This is a genomic window from Bacteroides bouchesdurhonensis, assembly GCF_900155865.1.
Classification (GTDB): Bacteria; Bacteroidota; Bacteroidia; order Bacteroidales; family Bacteroidaceae; genus Bacteroides; species Bacteroides bouchesdurhonensis.
Genome location: NZ_LT707006.1, coordinates 2,433,167 through 2,452,782, shown reverse-complemented (window position 1 = coordinate 2,452,782; position 19,616 = coordinate 2,433,167). Strand labels below are relative to the sequence as shown.

General features: G+C 34.9%; 12 protein-coding genes. 1 reads left to right on the top strand and 11 read right to left on the bottom strand.

Going from position 1 to position 19,616, the window contains the following annotated elements; translation table 11 throughout:
• Position 1: 1 nt before the first annotated feature.
• From CZ225_RS09980 to CZ225_RS09960, 3 genes are all read right to left on the bottom strand, one after another.
• A complete protein-coding gene (locus tag CZ225_RS09980) occupies positions 2-3,076 on the bottom strand; it encodes an efflux RND transporter permease subunit (protein WP_077154007.1) in 3,075 nt (1,024 codons plus the stop codon).
• A gap of 33 nt (positions 3,077-3,109) precedes the next feature.
• Positions 3,110-4,213 carry an efflux RND transporter periplasmic adaptor subunit gene (locus tag CZ225_RS09975; protein WP_077155785.1) on the bottom strand — a complete coding sequence of 368 codons (1,104 nt, stop codon included), beginning with the start codon at positions 4,211-4,213 and terminating at the stop codon, positions 3,110-3,112.
• Positions 4,214-4,791: 578 nt separating this feature from the next.
• A complete protein-coding gene (locus CZ225_RS09960; protein WP_077154004.1) occupies positions 4,792-5,967 on the bottom strand; it encodes a 6-bladed beta-propeller in 1,176 nt (391 codons plus the stop codon).
• Between the two features lie 684 nt (positions 5,968-6,651).
• On the opposite strand from CZ225_RS09960, the gene CZ225_RS09950 reads away from it, so the two are divergent.
• On the top strand, positions 6,652-7,266 hold the full coding sequence (locus tag CZ225_RS09950; protein WP_234983030.1) for an ISAs1 family transposase: 615 nt from the start codon (positions 6,652-6,654) through the stop codon (positions 7,264-7,266).
• Positions 7,267-7,898: 632 nt separating this feature from the next.
• On the opposite strand, the gene CZ225_RS09940 is transcribed toward CZ225_RS09950, so the two are convergent.
• From CZ225_RS09940 to CZ225_RS09905, 8 genes are all read right to left on the bottom strand, one after another.
• On the bottom strand, positions 7,899-9,038 hold the full coding sequence (locus CZ225_RS09940; protein WP_077154001.1) for a 6-bladed beta-propeller: 1,140 nt from the start codon (positions 9,036-9,038) through the stop codon (positions 7,899-7,901).
• Between the two features lie 67 nt (positions 9,039-9,105).
• The gene (locus CZ225_RS09935) at positions 9,106-9,447 is read right to left on the bottom strand and encodes an NVEALA domain-containing protein (RefSeq protein ID WP_077154000.1); all 342 of its coding nucleotides are present in this window, start codon (positions 9,445-9,447) and stop codon (positions 9,106-9,108) included.
• A 658-nt stretch (positions 9,448-10,105) separates the two neighbouring features.
• Positions 10,106-11,788 (bottom strand): O-antigen ligase family protein, encoded by a 1,683-nt coding sequence (locus CZ225_RS09930; protein ID WP_077153999.1) that lies wholly within the window; start codon positions 11,786-11,788, stop codon positions 10,106-10,108.
• A gap of 57 nt (positions 11,789-11,845) precedes the next feature.
• The gene (locus tag CZ225_RS09925) at positions 11,846-12,709 is read right to left on the bottom strand and encodes a DUF1573 domain-containing protein (RefSeq protein ID WP_077155784.1); all 864 of its coding nucleotides are present in this window, start codon (positions 12,707-12,709) and stop codon (positions 11,846-11,848) included.
• A 500-nt stretch (positions 12,710-13,209) separates the two neighbouring features.
• A complete protein-coding gene (locus CZ225_RS09920) occupies positions 13,210-14,277 on the bottom strand; it encodes a 6-bladed beta-propeller (protein WP_234983029.1) in 1,068 nt (355 codons plus the stop codon).
• Positions 14,278-14,745: 468 nt separating this feature from the next.
• Positions 14,746-15,618 carry a signal peptidase I gene (lepB, locus tag CZ225_RS09915; protein WP_077155783.1) on the bottom strand — a complete coding sequence of 291 codons (873 nt, stop codon included), beginning with the start codon at positions 15,616-15,618 and terminating at the stop codon, positions 14,746-14,748.
• Positions 15,619-15,626: 8 nt separating this feature from the next.
• Complete coding sequence (locus tag CZ225_RS09910) at positions 15,627-17,552, bottom strand: DUF5127 domain-containing protein (protein WP_077153997.1); 1,926 nt, start codon at positions 17,550-17,552, stop codon at positions 15,627-15,629.
• Positions 17,543-19,552: a hypothetical protein gene (locus CZ225_RS09905; protein ID WP_077153996.1), complete on the bottom strand. Its 2,010-nt coding sequence runs from the start codon at positions 19,550-19,552 to the stop codon at positions 17,543-17,545. The genes CZ225_RS09910 and CZ225_RS09905 overlap by 10 nt, the downstream gene beginning before the upstream one ends.
• Between the last annotated feature and the right edge of the window lie 64 nt (positions 19,553-19,616).

The following is a 19,616-nucleotide window of genomic DNA, read 5'->3' as shown; positions in this document are numbered from 1 at the left end:
TTCAATTTTGTTTTTTGCGATAAATAAACCAATATAGCAAAGGAATAATAAACAAACTCACGGCCGTTCCTACAGTCATCGTTCCGATCATGGCGATAGAAAGAGGTTTCTGTAATTCCGAACCCATATCGAAAGAAAAAAGCAAAGGAACCATAGCAAAAATCGTAGTCAGTGAAGTCATAATGATTGGCCGCAAACGTCTGCGCCCTGCCTCATGTATCGCTTCAATCAGAGGTATCCCCGCTTTACGTAGCTCATTGATAGCATCCAGCTTCAGAATAGAGTCGTTGATTACAATACCACAGGTCACAATTAATCCGATAGCCGACATCAGATTCAAAGTATGACCGCACAACCAAAGTAACAATAATGCAAAAGCGACATCGATAGGAATCTCAGCCAGCACAAGCAATGGTTGCAAGAAACTCTCAAATTGAGCTGCAAGTATAAAATACATTAGCAAAAGCGAAATAAATAAGATCACGACCAGTTCATCCAACATTTTCTGATTAGAAAATATACCACCGGAAAAACCTATATCCCACTCCCCACTCTTATCTGCCATTTGCTTAACCTCCTTCATGAAAGTTTTAACGTCTCCCACCTTGTAAAAGTCAAAAGGAACAAACTCTCCGTTACGACCGGAAGTAATCGTTTTTAAATCCTCGGACGGAGTCACGTTCACCAATTCCCACAAAGGAATATAGCTAGAATATCCTTTTGAATCCGGTTGTGTTTGTACCAACGTCTCATGCAAAACCTCGTTTACCGTTTTCTCTTCTCCGGCAATAGTAATCGGCAGATATTGTTGATAAGAATGTAACATATTGACACTATTTTCTCTGAAAGCAGTTTTCAAAACCCGGTAAAGTTCATTATATGATACTTTATAGAGCAATAATTTTTCTTTGCTGATTGTCAAATTCAACTGGTTTTCGAAAGCGATACTAGTAGGCTCCACTCCTGTTTGTTTCGCCAGATTCTTTTCCATCTTGCGCAACGTCCCCGGCTCCGGTGCATGATTTTTGTTGCGGGCATAAAACTCTGCTACTACATCCGGTTCACCTGTGACAAATAACTTTTCGAAGATAGTTTCAGGAGGTGAAAAGGAGACTACCGCTAACGGATAATCCGACTTTATCCTTTGATACACTTCCTCTTGCAGAGCAATGATGTCTTTTACAGTTTTAGCCTTGAAATAGACTTCCGCTTCAGAAGAAGAAAGTTCTCTGTCACGCTTCAGAATAAAATCCTGCTGTCCGATAGAAGCAGTATGCTCGGTAGCTTTTCCTTCCACTGCACGAAACAAGGCATCTACACGACGCTGATTTTCGTCTACATGGATATTCTCATTCCAGTCGATGCGGGCAATCAGTTCTGTCTGCTCAATCTCAGGCATCCGTTCTTTATCAATAAAGAAAAAAAAGAAAACACAAAGGGGGATGGAAACAATACAAAATATTACACTAAAAGTCTTATGTTCAAATACCCAATTCACACCAGTGTCATAAAAATGGTCTAAAGTATGGTCTTTAATCGGGTTATTAAACTTAAAAGAAAGCCATTTCCATTTTCGGGTAGTGATACTGGTGCGATAAACCAACATATAGAGCACCGGAAGCAACATAATTCCAGTAAAATAAGAGACCATTAAACCAACGGTTACCGAAAAAGCCTGATCGAAAAAGATAGCTCCGGCTATGCCGCTCATGAAGATCAACGGTGCAAATACCGCAATGGTAGTCAGAGAAGAGCTAAGCATCGGAGTTATCACTTCACTGGTTCCAGCTATACAAGCGCGACGCAATGAATACCCTCTTTCACGATATTGTGAAATATTCTCCGTCACAATAATCGAACTGTCAATCATCATACCCAGTGCCAAAATGAGTCCGGCAAGTGATATGATATTGAGAGACATACCACAAAGATAAAAGAACACAAAACTAATGACAATAGATACCACCATACTAATTCCGATAACCAGTGGAGATTTCACATCTCCCAAAAATAGGATAGCGACAATACAAATAAATAAAAAACCTAAAGAAAGATTTTGCTGAAGATTGGAAATTGTAAAATCCAGCAATTCCGTCTGGTTACGGCTAATACTGAACTCTATATCCGGATACATTTTTTTAAAACTATTCATTGTTTTGACCAAAGCATCCTTCATCTTATCCATATTCTCATCCGCTTGTTTGATAACAGCCAATGTCACTGCACGCTTCCCGTCTGACAGAGAAACACCTTTTTCTTTGACAGGAATAATATTAATACGGCAGAAATCTTTCAATTGGATAATTCGATCTCCTTTCTTCAAATAAATATTTTCCACATCTTCCGAAGTACGAAGCAACGTAGAGAATTTAATGTTATATTCATAATAACCATCACGCACCTTCATACTACCTGGCTCCACATTATTGGAAGATAAGGCAGATTCAATATCTTCAATAGAAATATCCATGATAGCAAGTTTATCCCGATCAGGAACAATCTGTACTTGTTGTTCAAGCAATCCGGTCACATCGACCATAGCAACTTCGGGCAACTGTTCTATACGGCGTTTGATAACCGTTTCAGCAAATTCACACATTTGAAGAAACGCCCGTTGGTCAGTTGGGTTATAAGAATTGTCATTCTTCAAAGTGAGGTTCAGATAGAAAACAGGAATATCCGTTGCACTGGCTTTTACTACTTTCGGCCGTTCCGCTTCCTTAGGAAGATAATTCATTGCGGCATCGATCTTTTCATTCACCTCAATAAAAGCTAAATCTGTATTAGTTCCATATTCATAGGACAAACGGATGATGCCGGCACCATCCCGAGATTCACTACGAATATCCTTCAATGAAGATACCTGAAGTAACTGTTGCCTTAATGGCTTAACCAAAGTGTTTTCCAACTCACGCGCCGAAGTATTGGATGCTGAAACCTGCACGGTAATTTCCGGTATGGCGATATCCGGCAACAGAGATATAGGTAAAGTAGAATACGTCACGCAACCAATAATAAAGCAAGCTGTAAAAGCCATCAATACGGCAATAGGACGATGTATCAAAAATTTTATCATGTTTTCAGTATTTATCGTTCTCGGTTCGTCATCTTACCATATCACATTCACCGGTGCTTCATGCGCCAGATTCAGATTTCCGGTAACAATGACTGTATCTCCCGCCAGCAACCCGTCCGTCACTCCACTCTGCGACCGATCGGATACGATACATTCTGTTGCGTTTTCCAGTCCGGTATCCACGTAATTCCATTTCGCCTGTCCTGACTCCAGAGTAAAGACGACTTGCCTGCCGGAACGCAACACAACTGCAGTTTTAGGAATTACCAACTGCTCACCTAAAGAACGGCGAACACTTACACGAACATTCATGCCACTGAAAAGTTTGCCTTGACCATTTACACTTGCTTTCACCTTTACCATCCCATTGCTATCCACTAATGGATTGATTTCAGAAACGCTACCTTCGAAAGCACCACCTCCCGCATACGGAGTAATCACTACCTTGTCTCCTTTTTGAATCAAAGAAAGTTCGCTTTCCAATACCGTAAACTCTACTTCCATTCCTTTAGTATCAATCAGTGTACAAAATGTTTCCGAAGTATTCGCAAGGTTAAAAGGTTTGGCAAATAGATTGGCTATCATTCCATCAAACGGAGCTACCAATGTAGCATGTTCATTTTCTCTTTTAGCCAATGCGTATTGAGACTTAGTCTGGTCATATCCACTCTTTACTTTAGCCAGCTTCATGACATCTGCCGGAACCTTATCCAATTCGTCCACATTATACCCCTGACCAATGAGAACATCTTTCAGCTCAAGTTCCGCTTTCATCAGTGAATTTTCAGCTTGTGACAGCTTATTTTCCAAACGAAATTTGTCCAGTTCCGCCAATTTCTGACCTTTCTGTACCCGATCACCATTCTTGACATAAATATGTGCAATGACTTCATTACTTTCAAAACGTAATTCCGCCTTATCTCGAGAACTTACCTTACCATTACTTACAAGTTCATGATTAAAACCTTGCTTCTGCAGGACTTGCACAGTTACTTCACTTTGGGCATCGGAGAGAATAGTAGAAATGCCATCTTCTTTATTATCCTTATTTTCAGACGATTCTTTTTTATCGGAACATGCTGTAATAATGCTTAAGGCAAGAAAAAGCAGTACCCACTTACACTTGTGTTTTTTCATCATTTTTTATTTTATTATATCATATAGACTAAAATTCAAATATAAAGGTAACAAATTTGTAATTAGAAACAAGCAAATTTTGCTGACTATTTATGACCAACCTTGTTTTTTTTCTAAAATGGTCCATTTCATCGAAAATTTTACAATCCTTTCTTCGTTTTATCGTTCCCACAAGAAAGCCTATAATATAAATATTAGCTCTTCTTTCTTCGTGATTGATAACGCCGTCATTTGCCCCAAGCACAATGGTCAAAATGAAATTCATAGCATTTTATCATAATACCGTTTTATCAGCCATTACTTTGCATTGCCTGTAACCTTTAAATGCAAGGAAGAGTCTTTTGCATTACAATAGATTGTCACGGTTTTATCAAAATGTTCAGTTAAAATAGTATAGTAAGATGATTCTTTTCCTAACCTCATTTGAACCGAATCATTACCATATGACGTAAGGTACATATTATCAGGAAAATGAATAGTTTTTCCATTCATTAATTAAGCGAGTTACCCTATCCTGTTAGATTCTTTGCAAGATAACAACAAAATAACAGTAATTAGCAAACTCATAAAACGTATTATCATTTCAAATAGTATTTCAATATTACAGGATTATCATCTTCTTTCAATTGTTCCATTTTTCGTATTTCTTCTGGAGACATAAAATTACGATCTACAAATCTGGGAACCAAATCAGGCTGACGACAAATAGCGAGTAATACGTTATCTACTATAGCAAAACTAGGATACATTAAAAAAGGCTTTTCTCCTTTCAATAGATATCCTTCTTTTTTCTTTCTGTTATAAATGAAATGACTACCATAACCTCTATCAGTTTTAGCCAAATAGACATACACATAATCATCATTAAAAAATTTAAGTAAAGGTAAAATATTATTGGATTTTTTCAAAAACTGATACCGTTCTCTTACCTCTCTTGATATTTCACTTTTATCCATATCCAAGTTAGTTCTCTCTCCTGTTGCTCGTCCTGGCAAACCATTCGTTTTTACTTCATAATCCCCAAAATCAAGATACATAATCGGCACAAGTTTCTTTTCTTCAGTATTTATCTGATAAAAATAATAATTAAGTCCCAACGGTACAAAATAAAAACAATCACCTACATTATAAAAACAATCATGTGCCATCGTATTTTCAGAAATAGTTCCTTTATAGTTAGCATTGGTCACCTGCTGATCTTCTAGATTTATAAATGTAACTTCTTGATCGGTCCACATAAAAGGATGGATAAAAACATAATTATTAGAATCTAGTGCCATCAAATAATCTACAGGAAACTCTGATTTATATTTTCTTTTAGACAAAAGTTCAAATGTCGGACTATAAGTATATATTGTTCCATAAGGATTTAACATATCAATGCCTTTTAAGTAAGGATTTAATTTAATATCCAATACCATACTGTAATCTTCAGCTCCTTGCCCCTTCATCCTCTTTGAATTATCAATATAAGTTCCATTTCCTGAAAATGTATATACAAGTTGATCACTAGTATAAATGGCATATATGTTCGTTACTTTATCATAAATGACTTTATTACACTTAAAAAGCAAAGAAGAATCGTTCGTTTCTAAAGGTACAAGCTCTATTTTTTCTAAAAAAGAAGAAGTATTTTCAGATAACTTATTTACTTCTACCGGTATTATCTCGATACCATCAGGTATTTCATTTCTATTATTTGCCATACATGCACAAACTATAATCGGCAATATTATTATACTTATTTTCTTCATATTTTTTTTATTTTTCAAGAGAGGCTGTGGTTACACAGCCTCATACAATAATCAAACTATTTAATCACAAGGAGTGAGACATTTGTCATGCATATAGCCACTAAATCTACAATCATCATAACGAATAAGCCCAGCTATATAACAGTCACCGCCCATACCCCACATTGGACAAATAACCATATTTCCTTGTGTTGAATATATTGGATTATTAAGAAACAATAATTTCCCAATACTAACATTCTTCCAATATAGGTGCTTATTCTCCCTTCTACTTTCTCTGTAAGAGAATAAAAGAAATAACATAATATATATTCATCATTTGTTTCGTCACTGCCCTATATGTTTTTATTCTCTTCCTCTTCTTATAGATTCAGATTCTTATGATTTCTGTATCATTTCGTTGATAAAAGTAGGCAATAAATGCGGAATCGCAAAGTATTTTGGCTGACCATTTCGGACCAAAGGTGTTTTTTTTATAAAAATACCCCCTTGATGACTATTTATTTTATCAACATAAGACATAATAACATTTAGTCTCTTTACAATCAAACATCTTTTTATAGTTCTTCCACCGAATAAGGTTTCTTTATTTTTCTAGTTAATTAAATTACAGGGCGTACGCATTATAAATCTTCTCTACAATTCTTTTTCTAACTTATTAATATTTACCTTTATGAGAAAAATATGGATTTAGCGACTTTTTGTATTGGTATTCATGATCATCGCATTGATCGTTGTAAACATCATAGTGTGGGTACTATCATGTTCGTCAGTCTAGTGGGTGTTATTTGTGGTGCGGAAACGTGGGAGGACGATAAAAGTAATGAAATCATTGATGGTTATGAAAACAGAGATGTTATCTTTAATAGAGTTACCCGGCATATCTCCGAAAGTACAGGACATGGTAGGCTTGAAAAAAGAATATGTACTGTAGTCACTTACGGTTCTATCATGGAGAGCATGTTCAAAAATAAATTTGTAGGATTGAAGTCAATTATAGGTGTGAAATCTGAAAGAATAATAATGTCGACGGGAGAACGTACTCAAGAAAACAGGTATTATATAACTTCATTGGATAATACAAACCCGGAAGAAATCTCGTCGGCTATCAGGCAACACTGGTCTATTGAAAATAATCTACATTGGCAGTTGGATGTTACCTTTAGGGAAGACGATAGCAAGAAGGTCAAGAATGCGGCTAGAAATTTTTCGGCAGTAACGAAAATGGCACTCTCTATTTTAAAGAATGATAAGGAAACAAAGCTCTGGTTAACATACTTTGTTGCTCATCCCTGCTAGCCTTCATTTCCCTACTCAATATAGTTTTCAAATACAAATTCCTTATTTTTATATTTTTTACTGGATTGCCTACTAATAAAACTTTATTGTTTTTATCCAATAAAAAACATTGAAATTCCGATTGTGTTGAAAAATTATTTAATTGATTTATTTCATTTTTAACATCTATAATAACAGGGTAATTAAAATTCTCACGTTTTAATAGTAAACGTACCTCTTTTTTATTCTTCTGATGGAAAAAAAATAAAAAAGAAAGTTTATTTAAAGATGCCTACTCAAATTCCCTTATCAATTTACCCCATTTCTGCAAGTGCAATTTACAAGTCATACAACCAACAGAAGCCACGTATAATAATATTCTATATTCTAAATTAATCAATTCTGAATCCACTTTCATTCCTGTATCTGCCCTCAGTAAATTGCGCTGAAAATTATTTGGTATCTTAATTTCTCGTCCAATCCAGCCATTAACCACTAATACTGTTATATTATCTTCGCCTTTTTTATCAATAATACAATATATAGGCACCATCAATATTAATATCAGAAGGATCAGTATCTTCCTAGAATTCCAATAGCAATTTCTCATTTTATCAAAATATAGTAGTCACATTTATGATTCAAAAAAATTACTACTCTTTTAAAGAACAAATTGCCAAAATTACATTAGAATCAAATTGTATATCAGTAGACAGAGACTTACTCAATTCTGCCAAACTATCATCAGTAAATATAGATGGATAAACCGGATATACCAACATAGTATCTGTAGAATACAATAGTTGTGTCGAAACAGGATATTTTACCGATAACATAAAAGGATTATTAAACACATGCCCTTCTTTCGATTTAATATTATAGAAACAATTATAAGAATGTACTATGCCTAATCCGCTTTCCATAAACGAGAAAAATATTCTATCTTGATTTGCAAAACACCTATTTATATCTCCCAAATAAGCTTTACCGGAAAGCAATTTGTCATACTCTTCTTTGTTTTCCATTTCAATAATTTTATCATATGGCATTGTCTTATCACCAAAATCTGCTTGAAGATAAGGAATAACATCTGTACCTGAGATTTCATAGATGATATTACTTGATGGATAATAAAAAAATAGCCTTCTATTTTCATCATTCATAAAAGTTGGTGAAAATGTCACATTTACAAATTCTTTCTGAGGGAAAAATTGTTTCCTAACACTTTGCATATCCGAAGTTAAGAGTGTCAGATTATAATGTTCTTTGTTCTCATCACTAAAACAGCTATACACCCAGAAACCTTCTTCTGTTTTAAAAAAAGAATTGAATGATATTAATGATTTCTGAGTCTTATCTACCAAATTCCCAGACAAATCATAAGTGTATATGCGATTTCTAAATCTTTCATGCGCAAATATTAACATATTTTCTTTATCATATTGAATATCATTTATAAACATATATTCATCCGGACCCTCACCTTTCTTGCCAATCTTCCGAGTAAATTTCCCATCAATACCAAATAAAAAAATTTCCATCGATTTTTGATCAAAGATAATTATATGTTCATTAGTAACATATATTTTAGTAATTTCGCCAATAAGTGCTTCCTTGGTTGTCTCCAATGCGACATATCTTACTGAGTCAAAACATTTATTAAAATCTAGTTCCGCACTATTACTTACATCTAATTTAACAGTACAAACAGGAGAATCCATTCCTCTTTGAGGAGAAGAGCACGCACAAATAATCAAAGCAAATGCTGCCAAAATAAAAATATATTTTTTCATCTTTATGATAATAATGAATTGAGTGTGGGGTACTTTATGATACCCACATTCAATTCTGTTAGCTAATTTAGCACTCTTCGTAAGAACAACTAGCCAAAGGACCCTTAAGTCTACAGCATTTTATTTTCACAGTTTCTATCGACGGAGGCGTGCTGTTTGAAACTTTTCCTTCAAATAACCAAACATTCAATTTAAGATCGAATGTCCAACCAGGTGATGATGTTGAAACAATGGTTTTGTCTCCTTCTTGCCAGGTTGTTTTATCACTTCCACTTTCACTATTCGCCAATGCTTCAACGTTAGCCAATACTATATCTGATAAACAATTTATCCCATGACTTATATAAACATTATATCCCATGATTAAAGCTACCACTGCTACAATAGAGATAAAAACAAACTTTTTCATTTTTCTACTTTTTACTTAATAATAAAATAATCAATCCGCATTTATCATTTCAGCGAAAGCAAAATAGATTTGCTACAATTCAATACTATTCCTATCTTGGGGCATCTCCTTTTTCGGTATTTAGGAGCAGATAATGCCATTAATCTGGCAAAATTAACAGTCATCACCTTGTTCCTTTTTAACATAATTATAATTCTCTTTCAGCTTATACTAATACCATAATATTAGCTGATCATTAAACAAATTAAGATAGTCTACCCCACATTGGACAAATAACCATATTTCCTTGTGTTGAATATATTGGATTATTAAGAAACAATAATTTCCCGTATGCCCTGATTAAATTATTATCAAAACCCAGTTAGCTTCACTCATCTATTTCATATTATCTAAAATTCCGTTCAACTTATAACGATAAAGTATAGTCCCATCATTTTTCTCTTTTATGCAACATGAGTCCCAACTTTATCAATAGCAATTGAGCTTACATTTTGATCTAACGTAATCTGTTACTTAAAACTACCATCTATATCAAATATACATAAGACATTTCCTTCTTCCGAACCATCATTATATAGATTCAGATTTTTATGATTTATTACGATTAGATCATTCATCTATCTGAATCATCTCGGAAGATAATATTGAGGGAAAAAACTTAATTACTACCGCTCCCATTACCATTCAGTGAAACTACCAGTTTCTTAACCTCTTCCCGCATCTCCTTCACTGCTGTAGACTGAACTTTAGGCTCCTTCGTCAGCACTATTTCCGCCGTACGTTTCAGTTTTTCCAATTGTCTGTATTCCGGTTCTGCATACAGCTTAGCCAACAGATAATAAGGATAGATACGATTTGGCAGTCGATGTGTAGAACGTATCAACCATTCCTCTGCTTCTCCATATTCGCCTATTGCCTGGTAATTTTTCCCGATTATATTTAATATCATCGGATCATTACAATATTCTATAGCCTCTTTCAGCACTTTGGTTGAATTATCATAATCCTGTAATTTATGCAAGCAATGCCCATATTCAAAAAGAAAAGTACCATGACTATTCAAATCCGAATACAATGACTCATACCCTTCTTTCGCTGATCTATAAGCACCTATATTATAAAGCATTTTACAACTAGACCATTTTTTACAAGCATCATACCAATTATGATTCCAATAAAAAGTCCCCCATAGAGTAATCATAACGGTAAATAATAGCATATAGAAACGTGAACGTCCCACAACACATGCTGCTAACAAAAAATAAAATGCTACTGCAAACCCCGGTATTTGTATAGGATAAGAAAAAAATGCAAATATCATAACGGAAATAATACCTCCACAAGTGCTAATGCGTTTTTCAGTAACTCCTTTCCAAAGACTAAAACCTATTATCGATAATACAGCCAATAAGAAAGGAATACCATGTTCAACGGCAACTTGCAAATACTCATTAAAAGCATATTCCGGACTCCCTGCTACCCACTCTTCAGTCTCCGAGTAGTTTGCATTGGCAAAATATTTTTCCTGGGCCATTCCATATGCGTGAACAAATCCATCCGAACCATATCCAGTTAATGGTCTCTCGGTGATAGCCATACTGGTAACCTTCCACATCAATAAACGTCCACTAGCCGAGTCAGCTTTTAAAAAGAAAAGAGCATAACCGGAGGCTGCTATTATTACTCCCCCAATTGCAGCAACCGGAAACACCCTTTTCTTATACCTTTTTATCATCTTCCTCAAACGAGTTCCCCATGAATAATGCATTCCATATATCCACAAACCGGAAACTATAGTTGCCAACCAAGCAGAACGGCTCATACCAGCCGGCAAAACACAAAAGATCAATAGTAATACTCCTGAACTTATATAATATTTTCCCTGTTCAATCCATTCCCGATTTGCTTTCTCTTTCAACAACAACCATTCACCTAAACAAACGGGAAACACCATTGCTAAATAACCGGAATAAGGTCCTGGGTTATAAAAAGACCCGGTTAATGCAAATAATGAATGGTGAGACGCCACTTGCCCATATATCTGCCCCAACCCCCATATAGCTTCAACACCTCCTAATAAAATAAGACTCCAAATAACTGAATGATAAAATCGATCTTCTTTTTTATCATTAATACTGAGAGAAAAAAGAGAACATACCGCAAACACAACAGCCATTCGGCTAAGCCACATTTTCTGAGATGCCATTTCTCCCGTATCAAAATGATCTGGAGAAATTAAGACTACTCCCAGAAATGAGATCACTCCTACGAATACTATTAGACTAACAATGACTCTCAATTTAATCCAACTAGTATTCACATAATATATTCTCTCTTTCATAATCTATAGCTAAGGTTTATGGTTGTTTTCCTATAATAATCATGTAAACTTACTATATTATTTAGCGTCTCCACTAATCTTTATCATAAATGGAGCATTCTTTGCATTACAGTGCACCGTAATTGTTTTATTAAAATGCTCCGGATATCCCGCTTGATAGTATACTTTAATTGGTATCGATTTACCAGGCAAAACAGGCTGTTTATCATATTCCACCGTCGTACATCCACAAGACGTAACCACTTCATTTATCGCTAAGGGATTATCTCCCGTATTTGTGATCAGAATATCCTGTCTTTGTTTCTCTTTCCATGGAAATTCTCCAAGATTCAATTGAGCCTCAGATAACTTAGCAGTTGTCTGAGGCTGGTTATCTGACTCATTAGAAGATTCCTTGCCTAAAATAACACTTAAATAAAGCTCTTTCACTTTTGAATTATGTATCGGATTGCCAACAGCAATCACTTTATTCTCCCTATCTAACAAAAAAGTCTGAAACATTGTTTCCGAAGAAAAATGATTTAATTTATTAATAGAATCCTGTTCATCTATACAAACCGGATATTTAAACTTATCAAATTGCAAAATTCGACAAATTTCGCTTCGTTTTTTGGGATTAAAGTAAAATAAAAACTGTACAGTATTAGGACATAAAGAATCAACATCGGTTATAAACTTCTGCCATTCATCCAATTTTAGCTTACAGCTTATACATCCCATTGAATCGACATAAGAGAATACTTTATACTCACCTCCCTTCGGATAAGCAACCGTATCTTTTCCTTGTATCGAGAATATCGGATTACAGGGAAACAATATTTCCTTATGCTCCCATTCCTTCAATATGGATGCTATATTTTTCTTTTTACTATCACTACAAGAAAATAAAAAGAATAACAATAATAGAATACTATATTTCATCATTTGTTTCATTATCATTAAATGCATTTTCAGTTCATTATTAGCAATGATCTCCTAAATACAATCCCATATTAGTTCCATCTCTTTTCAAGATTCAAACCTCAACAATCCCTATATTTTTATCGGTGGCGAAAGTAGGCTATTAAAGCTGAATTACAAAAAAAATTGGCTGACTATTTCGGACCAAGAATATTTTTATTCCTTAATGCCCTTTTGATCATGGTATTTCTAATTATAATTGGACTGATTTACATTTAGCTCCACTATAATTCAAATGAGTCTTTGATAGAATATCCACCACTGTTTGACGATTTACACATAAACCTAGTTCACGCGTCAAATTCAGTACAACCAGATTTTCTTTGCATCCATGACAAATAGATCAAAAAAAACAGGACAGTTCCAAAATTAATAAAAACAGAATTAATTGCATTCAAAAAATGATCCTGTACCAAATCTAACAAAAATCCATTTTCATGGTTATTTACAAAATAGAAAAATCAAAACTCATAAATAAATAAAACAGGGTTATCTTCCTCATCCATTGCATTTATTCTCTTAATAAAATCCAAATTAATTTTAGAATTTGAATATTTAGCAACCATCTCTGTCATTCGCTTCAAGCTATTAACAGACCAAATCATTGCAATTTTATTAGTATTTCCAATAACCTGTATATCACTACTTCCCATTCCCGACATTGTATCCAACATGAAAGTATATTGAATCATGTCTCCACTTTGCTTATCACAAATAAAAATACCAATATTAGTTACAAATAGTATTTTTCCACCAACTTCAACTATTTCTTTCAAAGAGATAACATATTGCTTCTTTTTACAAAAATCCAAAAAATCAAAAGGTTTCATTTTACTATTTAATAATTCTTTTGGCAAACTATGTTCTTTAAAATCTAACTGATATTTAGGATATACCTTTCCCTCTCGCGCTTCATATATTATATTATCAAATTCTCTTGCAATATAAATGAATGAATTTTGAGTCATAGTATTTCCATGTCCAAAATGATTTACCGTATGAAAATCTTTATTTTTAAAGACCTCTCCATGATCTAATGTACCTGATATAAAATTTAAATGCTGGTCATAAATATCTACTTCTTTATTACTTTTATTCACATTTGTATCATCTTGTAAATAAATATATTGACCATCTGCAGCCACATAAGAGTAATATTTATCCCCTAATCCTTTCTCTCTTAAGAATTCACCTTGATAATTATAGAATTGCAATTTAGAAGGGCGCGTACACAAAACTAACAGTTCCTTATTTTTACTATCTAAACAAATATCTCCTAAATCAACATATTCTTTAGGACCTACTCCTAAGTTTTGAATTGAATTTATATATTTCCCCTCTTTATTAAAAATAGTAATACTTCGATAATTAGTATCAAGGATAAAAAGAGTATCATTAGCCATATATATACGATTAATCCTAGCAATTAATGCTGAATTATTTATTTCCAATGGTACCATAAACATTGACTTAAAAAAAGTAGTATCTTCCAACACACCAGCTGTTTCTTTAAATGTCAATATTTCCACATTATAAATACTATCCTCTAATTGTCCATTCTTACAACTTATAAAAAGGATAAAACATAATATATACAAAAAACATTTCATTATTATCTATATTTAGTAATTATTATTTTTGTCACTTTCTTTTACTTCTCCAATAAACTCTGACATTCCATGGTAAATACCTTCATAGCAAGCTACACTACCATGCCCTTTACAAATAACTTGGGTGACAGGAGTTTTATAAGCTATATACACTTGTTCACCATTTATTTTTTTATCAGGAATTTCATAATATTCATAATTATAAAATTGTGTCTCACTTCTTCTTTCATACTTTAATTCACCTAAATTCTCACCTTTATTTGGATCCTCAGGAAATCCTTCACCACGAGCAATTCCATTTATTAATCCTTTGGCTTTTAAGAAACACCCTTTTCTTATTCTTTCCTTATATAGACAAATAGTTTACCTAGCTATATCTGTATTTTCTTACTCAATTCTCTTCATTATCCGTTCCCAACGCGTTTTATCTGTATTCTTATTCTTTGAGTACCAAATACGAGTCACTTTTCCGACAATATACTCTTCCGGTAACATCCCCCAATAACGAGAATCCTTAGAGTTAGCCATCTTATCACCAGATACAAAATAATAGTTCTTCATAAACCGATATTGATGTACTACACTATCACCCAATAAAACGTTCCCATTCTTGAAACGCAACTTTTTCTTCTGTTCCCAGCCAATCAATTGCCTATACAGAAGATAACTAGTATCATTAAGTAATACAGATTGTCCTCTTTTAGGAATGGGCAGTGGTCCAAATTCCCGGATATTCCAGTCCAAATGCTTGTCATTAGGGAAAGTCTTTGTCACAATTCCCCATTCCTCGGGATTCTCCAAATCGGCAAGTTCGATTTGAGCCTCTCTATTTCCCAATATCTCATTACAACCACGTATTGCATACAGTCCGTTTCTTATTTCCAGTGTATCTCCGGGAAGTGCAATGCAACGCTTCACAAAAAAACGCATGATGTCCATTCGAATGCAACTCCATTCTTTCCGGTAAGGGAAGTTAAAGACTATCACATCATTACGCTTCAAATCTCCAAAACCCGGAAGCCGGTAAATTGGTACCTCCTCATTTCTCAATGCAGCAAACACATCAAATAATCGGGCTCCATGCACCAACTTATTTACTAGAATATAATCACCATCTAGCAAAGTAGGCTCCATTGAATCCGAAGGAATCTTGAAGGATGCAAAACAAAAAAGTTGAAGCAGAAACAATATAACACAAGAACAAATCCCCCAGAATACAATATTCAGGACAGTATTTAGCCACTTCTTTATGCGATTCATTCCTATATTCATCGTTGCTTTTGTAATTCTATCAGTTCCTGATACGCTTTTAAACCTAAAATAGCCTTAACCTCTTCTTTATGTGCTGCAGGTATCTGTTCCACTGCAGAAGTTTCTTGCTGTTTAACAGAATCTTTCCGTTGCTCAGCCATAAGTTCTTGCTGTTTCTTCACCATTTTTTCCAAATAATTTCCCCATTGAGATATATGTCTCCAATGTTTCTCCGCATAATCAAAAGTTCCATCCGTCTTCACTATAGCCAAAGTCATCATCAACATATTGGTTGCCATTTCGATCCCATAATCATTGACACTCTCCTGATGAATAGCAATCGGAAAGAATCCAATATCAAAAGGAGGAAATTGCTTAACCCAATGACCATTCTCACAAAAATCAAAAACAGGTTTCAATGTGCCTTTCATCCAATCCATACGTTCATAAAACATCAGATAAGGAAAACTATCAAAAGCATCTCTTACTCTACCCACTATATTACTATAGCATAACAATTCACCATCCGGAGCCACCGAAAGTCTACGCGTCGCGAGAAAGTTTCGATAATATGGAAACATCTTCTCAGCCTTTATTTTACCCTTTTCCAGAGATAACTTCTGCGAGTAATACATATCTGTTTCATCACACTTCCTTTGCAATGTCTGATAATTGTCCCCTATATTCCTCAAGACCTCTTTTATACTCGCATTTTTATTTCTCTGCCAATAATAAGGTAAATTCTCACCAAAATATTGTAAAACCTCTCCTTCCTCATATCCCAAAAGCACTACACCACTATCCGCACCTTTACGCATCATATTCTTCTGCGTCAGGATAATACGACCATCCTTACATACAGACTGTACATCTTCCGCTTTTACCGCCACATACAGACTGTCTCCCTGTATTATTCTCCAATCTTTTTCTACAGACTCTTTTATTTTCACTCGATCAAACATCCATTCCATATCCATATCGAACGAAATATCAACATCATGTTGCTGACCGTCCGTAGACACTATCCGATAAGAAAGAAATCCCACCGGACATCCCATATACTCCTGGTCCTGTAATAAGGAAGGTGCAACAAAACTAAGTTGAAGCTCCACATCCCCACATTGAAAAGAATAATGTGTTTGAGTTGCCTGTATATCTACAGATTTAAAGAATGCAGTATCAACATCTATATACTCCTTATTCTCTATATACAATCCATAATCCAGCAACGCATTACTCGAAATATTATAACAATGAGCAGCAAGCAAATTATCTCCTTCTTTTATTTTATCTACAATCGTATCAGGTAGTTGCCTACACCCAACTGACTTGTTTGTATAGTTGGAATGTACCACTTCATCACCATTGCAGAAAATAGTGGCAATATCATCGCATAGAAACCGAATATACAATTTGTGGTTGCCCAACGCCTCTTTATTTAAGGTTACATGCCTACGAAGATAAATATTATCAACACTCCAAATAGTATTCGTAGCATACCAAAGTCCTTCAGTTCCAAAAGCAGCACTCCCTTCCTGCCACTTGCTATCATCATATCCCACCTTATTCCAACCTTCTTCTGGACGCAAAAAGAAATATTTTCCTTTCCATCCACAGCTATCTCCTGCCAAAGGAGCTAGAGCCCGGATACGCAATGAGTCTCCTCCCATGAAACGATATCCTTTACCATCCACATACAAAATACCCATTAATGGAAAATCCTTTCCTTTAAACACATGCAAATATTGATGATACAACGTATCTCCAGCCACTTCAACCGAGAAAGTCGGAGCCAAAGGAACCAATATATGACGAGACGGATATATATCATTTCTTAATACCTCAATGCGCTCCGACGAATCACAGGTAGTCAGCAAACCAATGATATATACAAATATCATTAGCAATTTGCCATTATAATATGTCATTCTTTTTATTTCCATGCCTGACGACCATTTTCATATACAAAAATTCTTTCCTGAACCCCACGTGTGAGATTACGCAATAACAAAACCGCATTTCGAGGAACATTCCGATAAACAAGAGAATCCGTAGTTGCCTTTATTTTACCAGCCGATTTCCAGTCACCATCACAATAAGATAATTCAAACATATCATCGGGACGAATGTAATTATCCCGATTTGCTGGAGTATAAACAATCCTATCCACTTGCATTGGTTCACCCAGGTCCAAACCAGTCCAACCACCATCTTCTTCCAAATAATCAAAACATGTCCAAGTTTGCCCGTCAAAAGCGTTAGGATATTCATGGCTGCCATCTTGTTGATAGCAGCCACTAGTACCTATAGGATTCCCTTTCAACGGAACAGTATCGTTCACATTATAAAAAGCAATCTCAGCAATCTGGCAATGTGTCTTTTTATATCCGTAATATCTTATATATCTATATTTCTTGTTACTCCAACTTTTTACAGATGTATACATCCGGTTAGGTTTACTTTGAATCATAAACAAAGTATCTTTTTCTGAAAAATCAGCCTTGTTGCTGCCCTCAAACACACCACCAATTAATCGTTCCCTAAATAAATTCTCCTTTTCAATTGGGAACTTTGCATATAGCACTACATCTTCCGTTTCATCCTCACACGAATAAAAATGTAACTTATTGCTCATCCTATCTATATAGAAAGGATCAGTGATAAAAGATAGTTTCCCTTTTTCATAAGTGCCGACACGCAGGACTGCTCCTTTTCTAATATCTCTAAATTCCAATTTGTTCGCGTCATATTCTGTCCAATCCACCGGCACCCATCTGTCACGATCGGTAATACATAAATAGGCTATTTTTCCTTTTGCTTTATCCTTATCTATTTTAGACGATGGTATTCGTAGTTGCCCCATATAATACCGGGCATAAGAATAAGTCACATCTTTAAACTTCGGAAGCTTCCAAAAAGGATATAGATCAAGAGTGAGCTCGGCCATCTCATTGTATAACTCTCTATTTACACTAAACGTAGAACGATAGACTTTTACCGCATCGTCATTATTGTACCAATCATCCTTACAAGTATACACAAAAGAACCCGGAAACTCCGTTTTACAATCTCTCCCATTCTGATCCCATGCTGTCAGCCAAAAATGCCCTGCATTTGCAAGATCACACCCTAAAATAAAATCTATTGCACAAGGAATACCCAAAGCCCGAAGCAGGTACATTCCAAAATCGGTACGATCCCGACAAGTGCCCGTCATATTAGGAACAAATTTCGGTCCTATATGTCCAAAAGGATATGGAGCAACTGTAGAGTTACGCCGAAATTTATCCGGTAACCTACTAATCAAATAGTTTGCAGCAACAATGGGATTCTCCTTATCCAACTTATCTGACATACGCAATGAATCAAGCAATGGATTATATTTCTCATAGTACTCTTCACGCCAATAAGTCAAAGGTTCATCATCAATACGATACGGCAATATATATTCACAAAAAGCATCAAATGTCACATGCTTGTTCCAAGGCTGCTCCTGCCATACTTTAAATGCCCATTCTATATTATTACACAAATAAGCGGAATCAACTTCCATTACATCACATTTTTTTTCCAGTTGTCCAATCGGTCCAAATACCTTTTTCACAGAATCAGCAATCTCCTCCGGTGCCCTTTTGGGATAAGTTTTCAACCAGACGTAATACATTTTATAGTTCTCCAGTTGTTCTCCGGTAGAATACTTATAATAAGGTAAATTCTCAATCAAGAAACAAGCTGCCTTATATTTCAGACTATCAGACGGATTTTTTTGGTAATAACGAAGTACTTTCTCCAATTCATATCTATTATCACCGGCCAACTGCAAAGAAACTTCCAATGGAGATATTGGTTCAACCTTTTCAGTTGTCAATAAATCCATAATTTGCCATCCCAACACGATTAGCAATACTACAAAAACAATATGAAATCCATACCGTTTTACCATCTTTTTCTCATCAATATCTAATATATCTTTTCCGGATTAATATCTACAAATCGAACGTAACCTG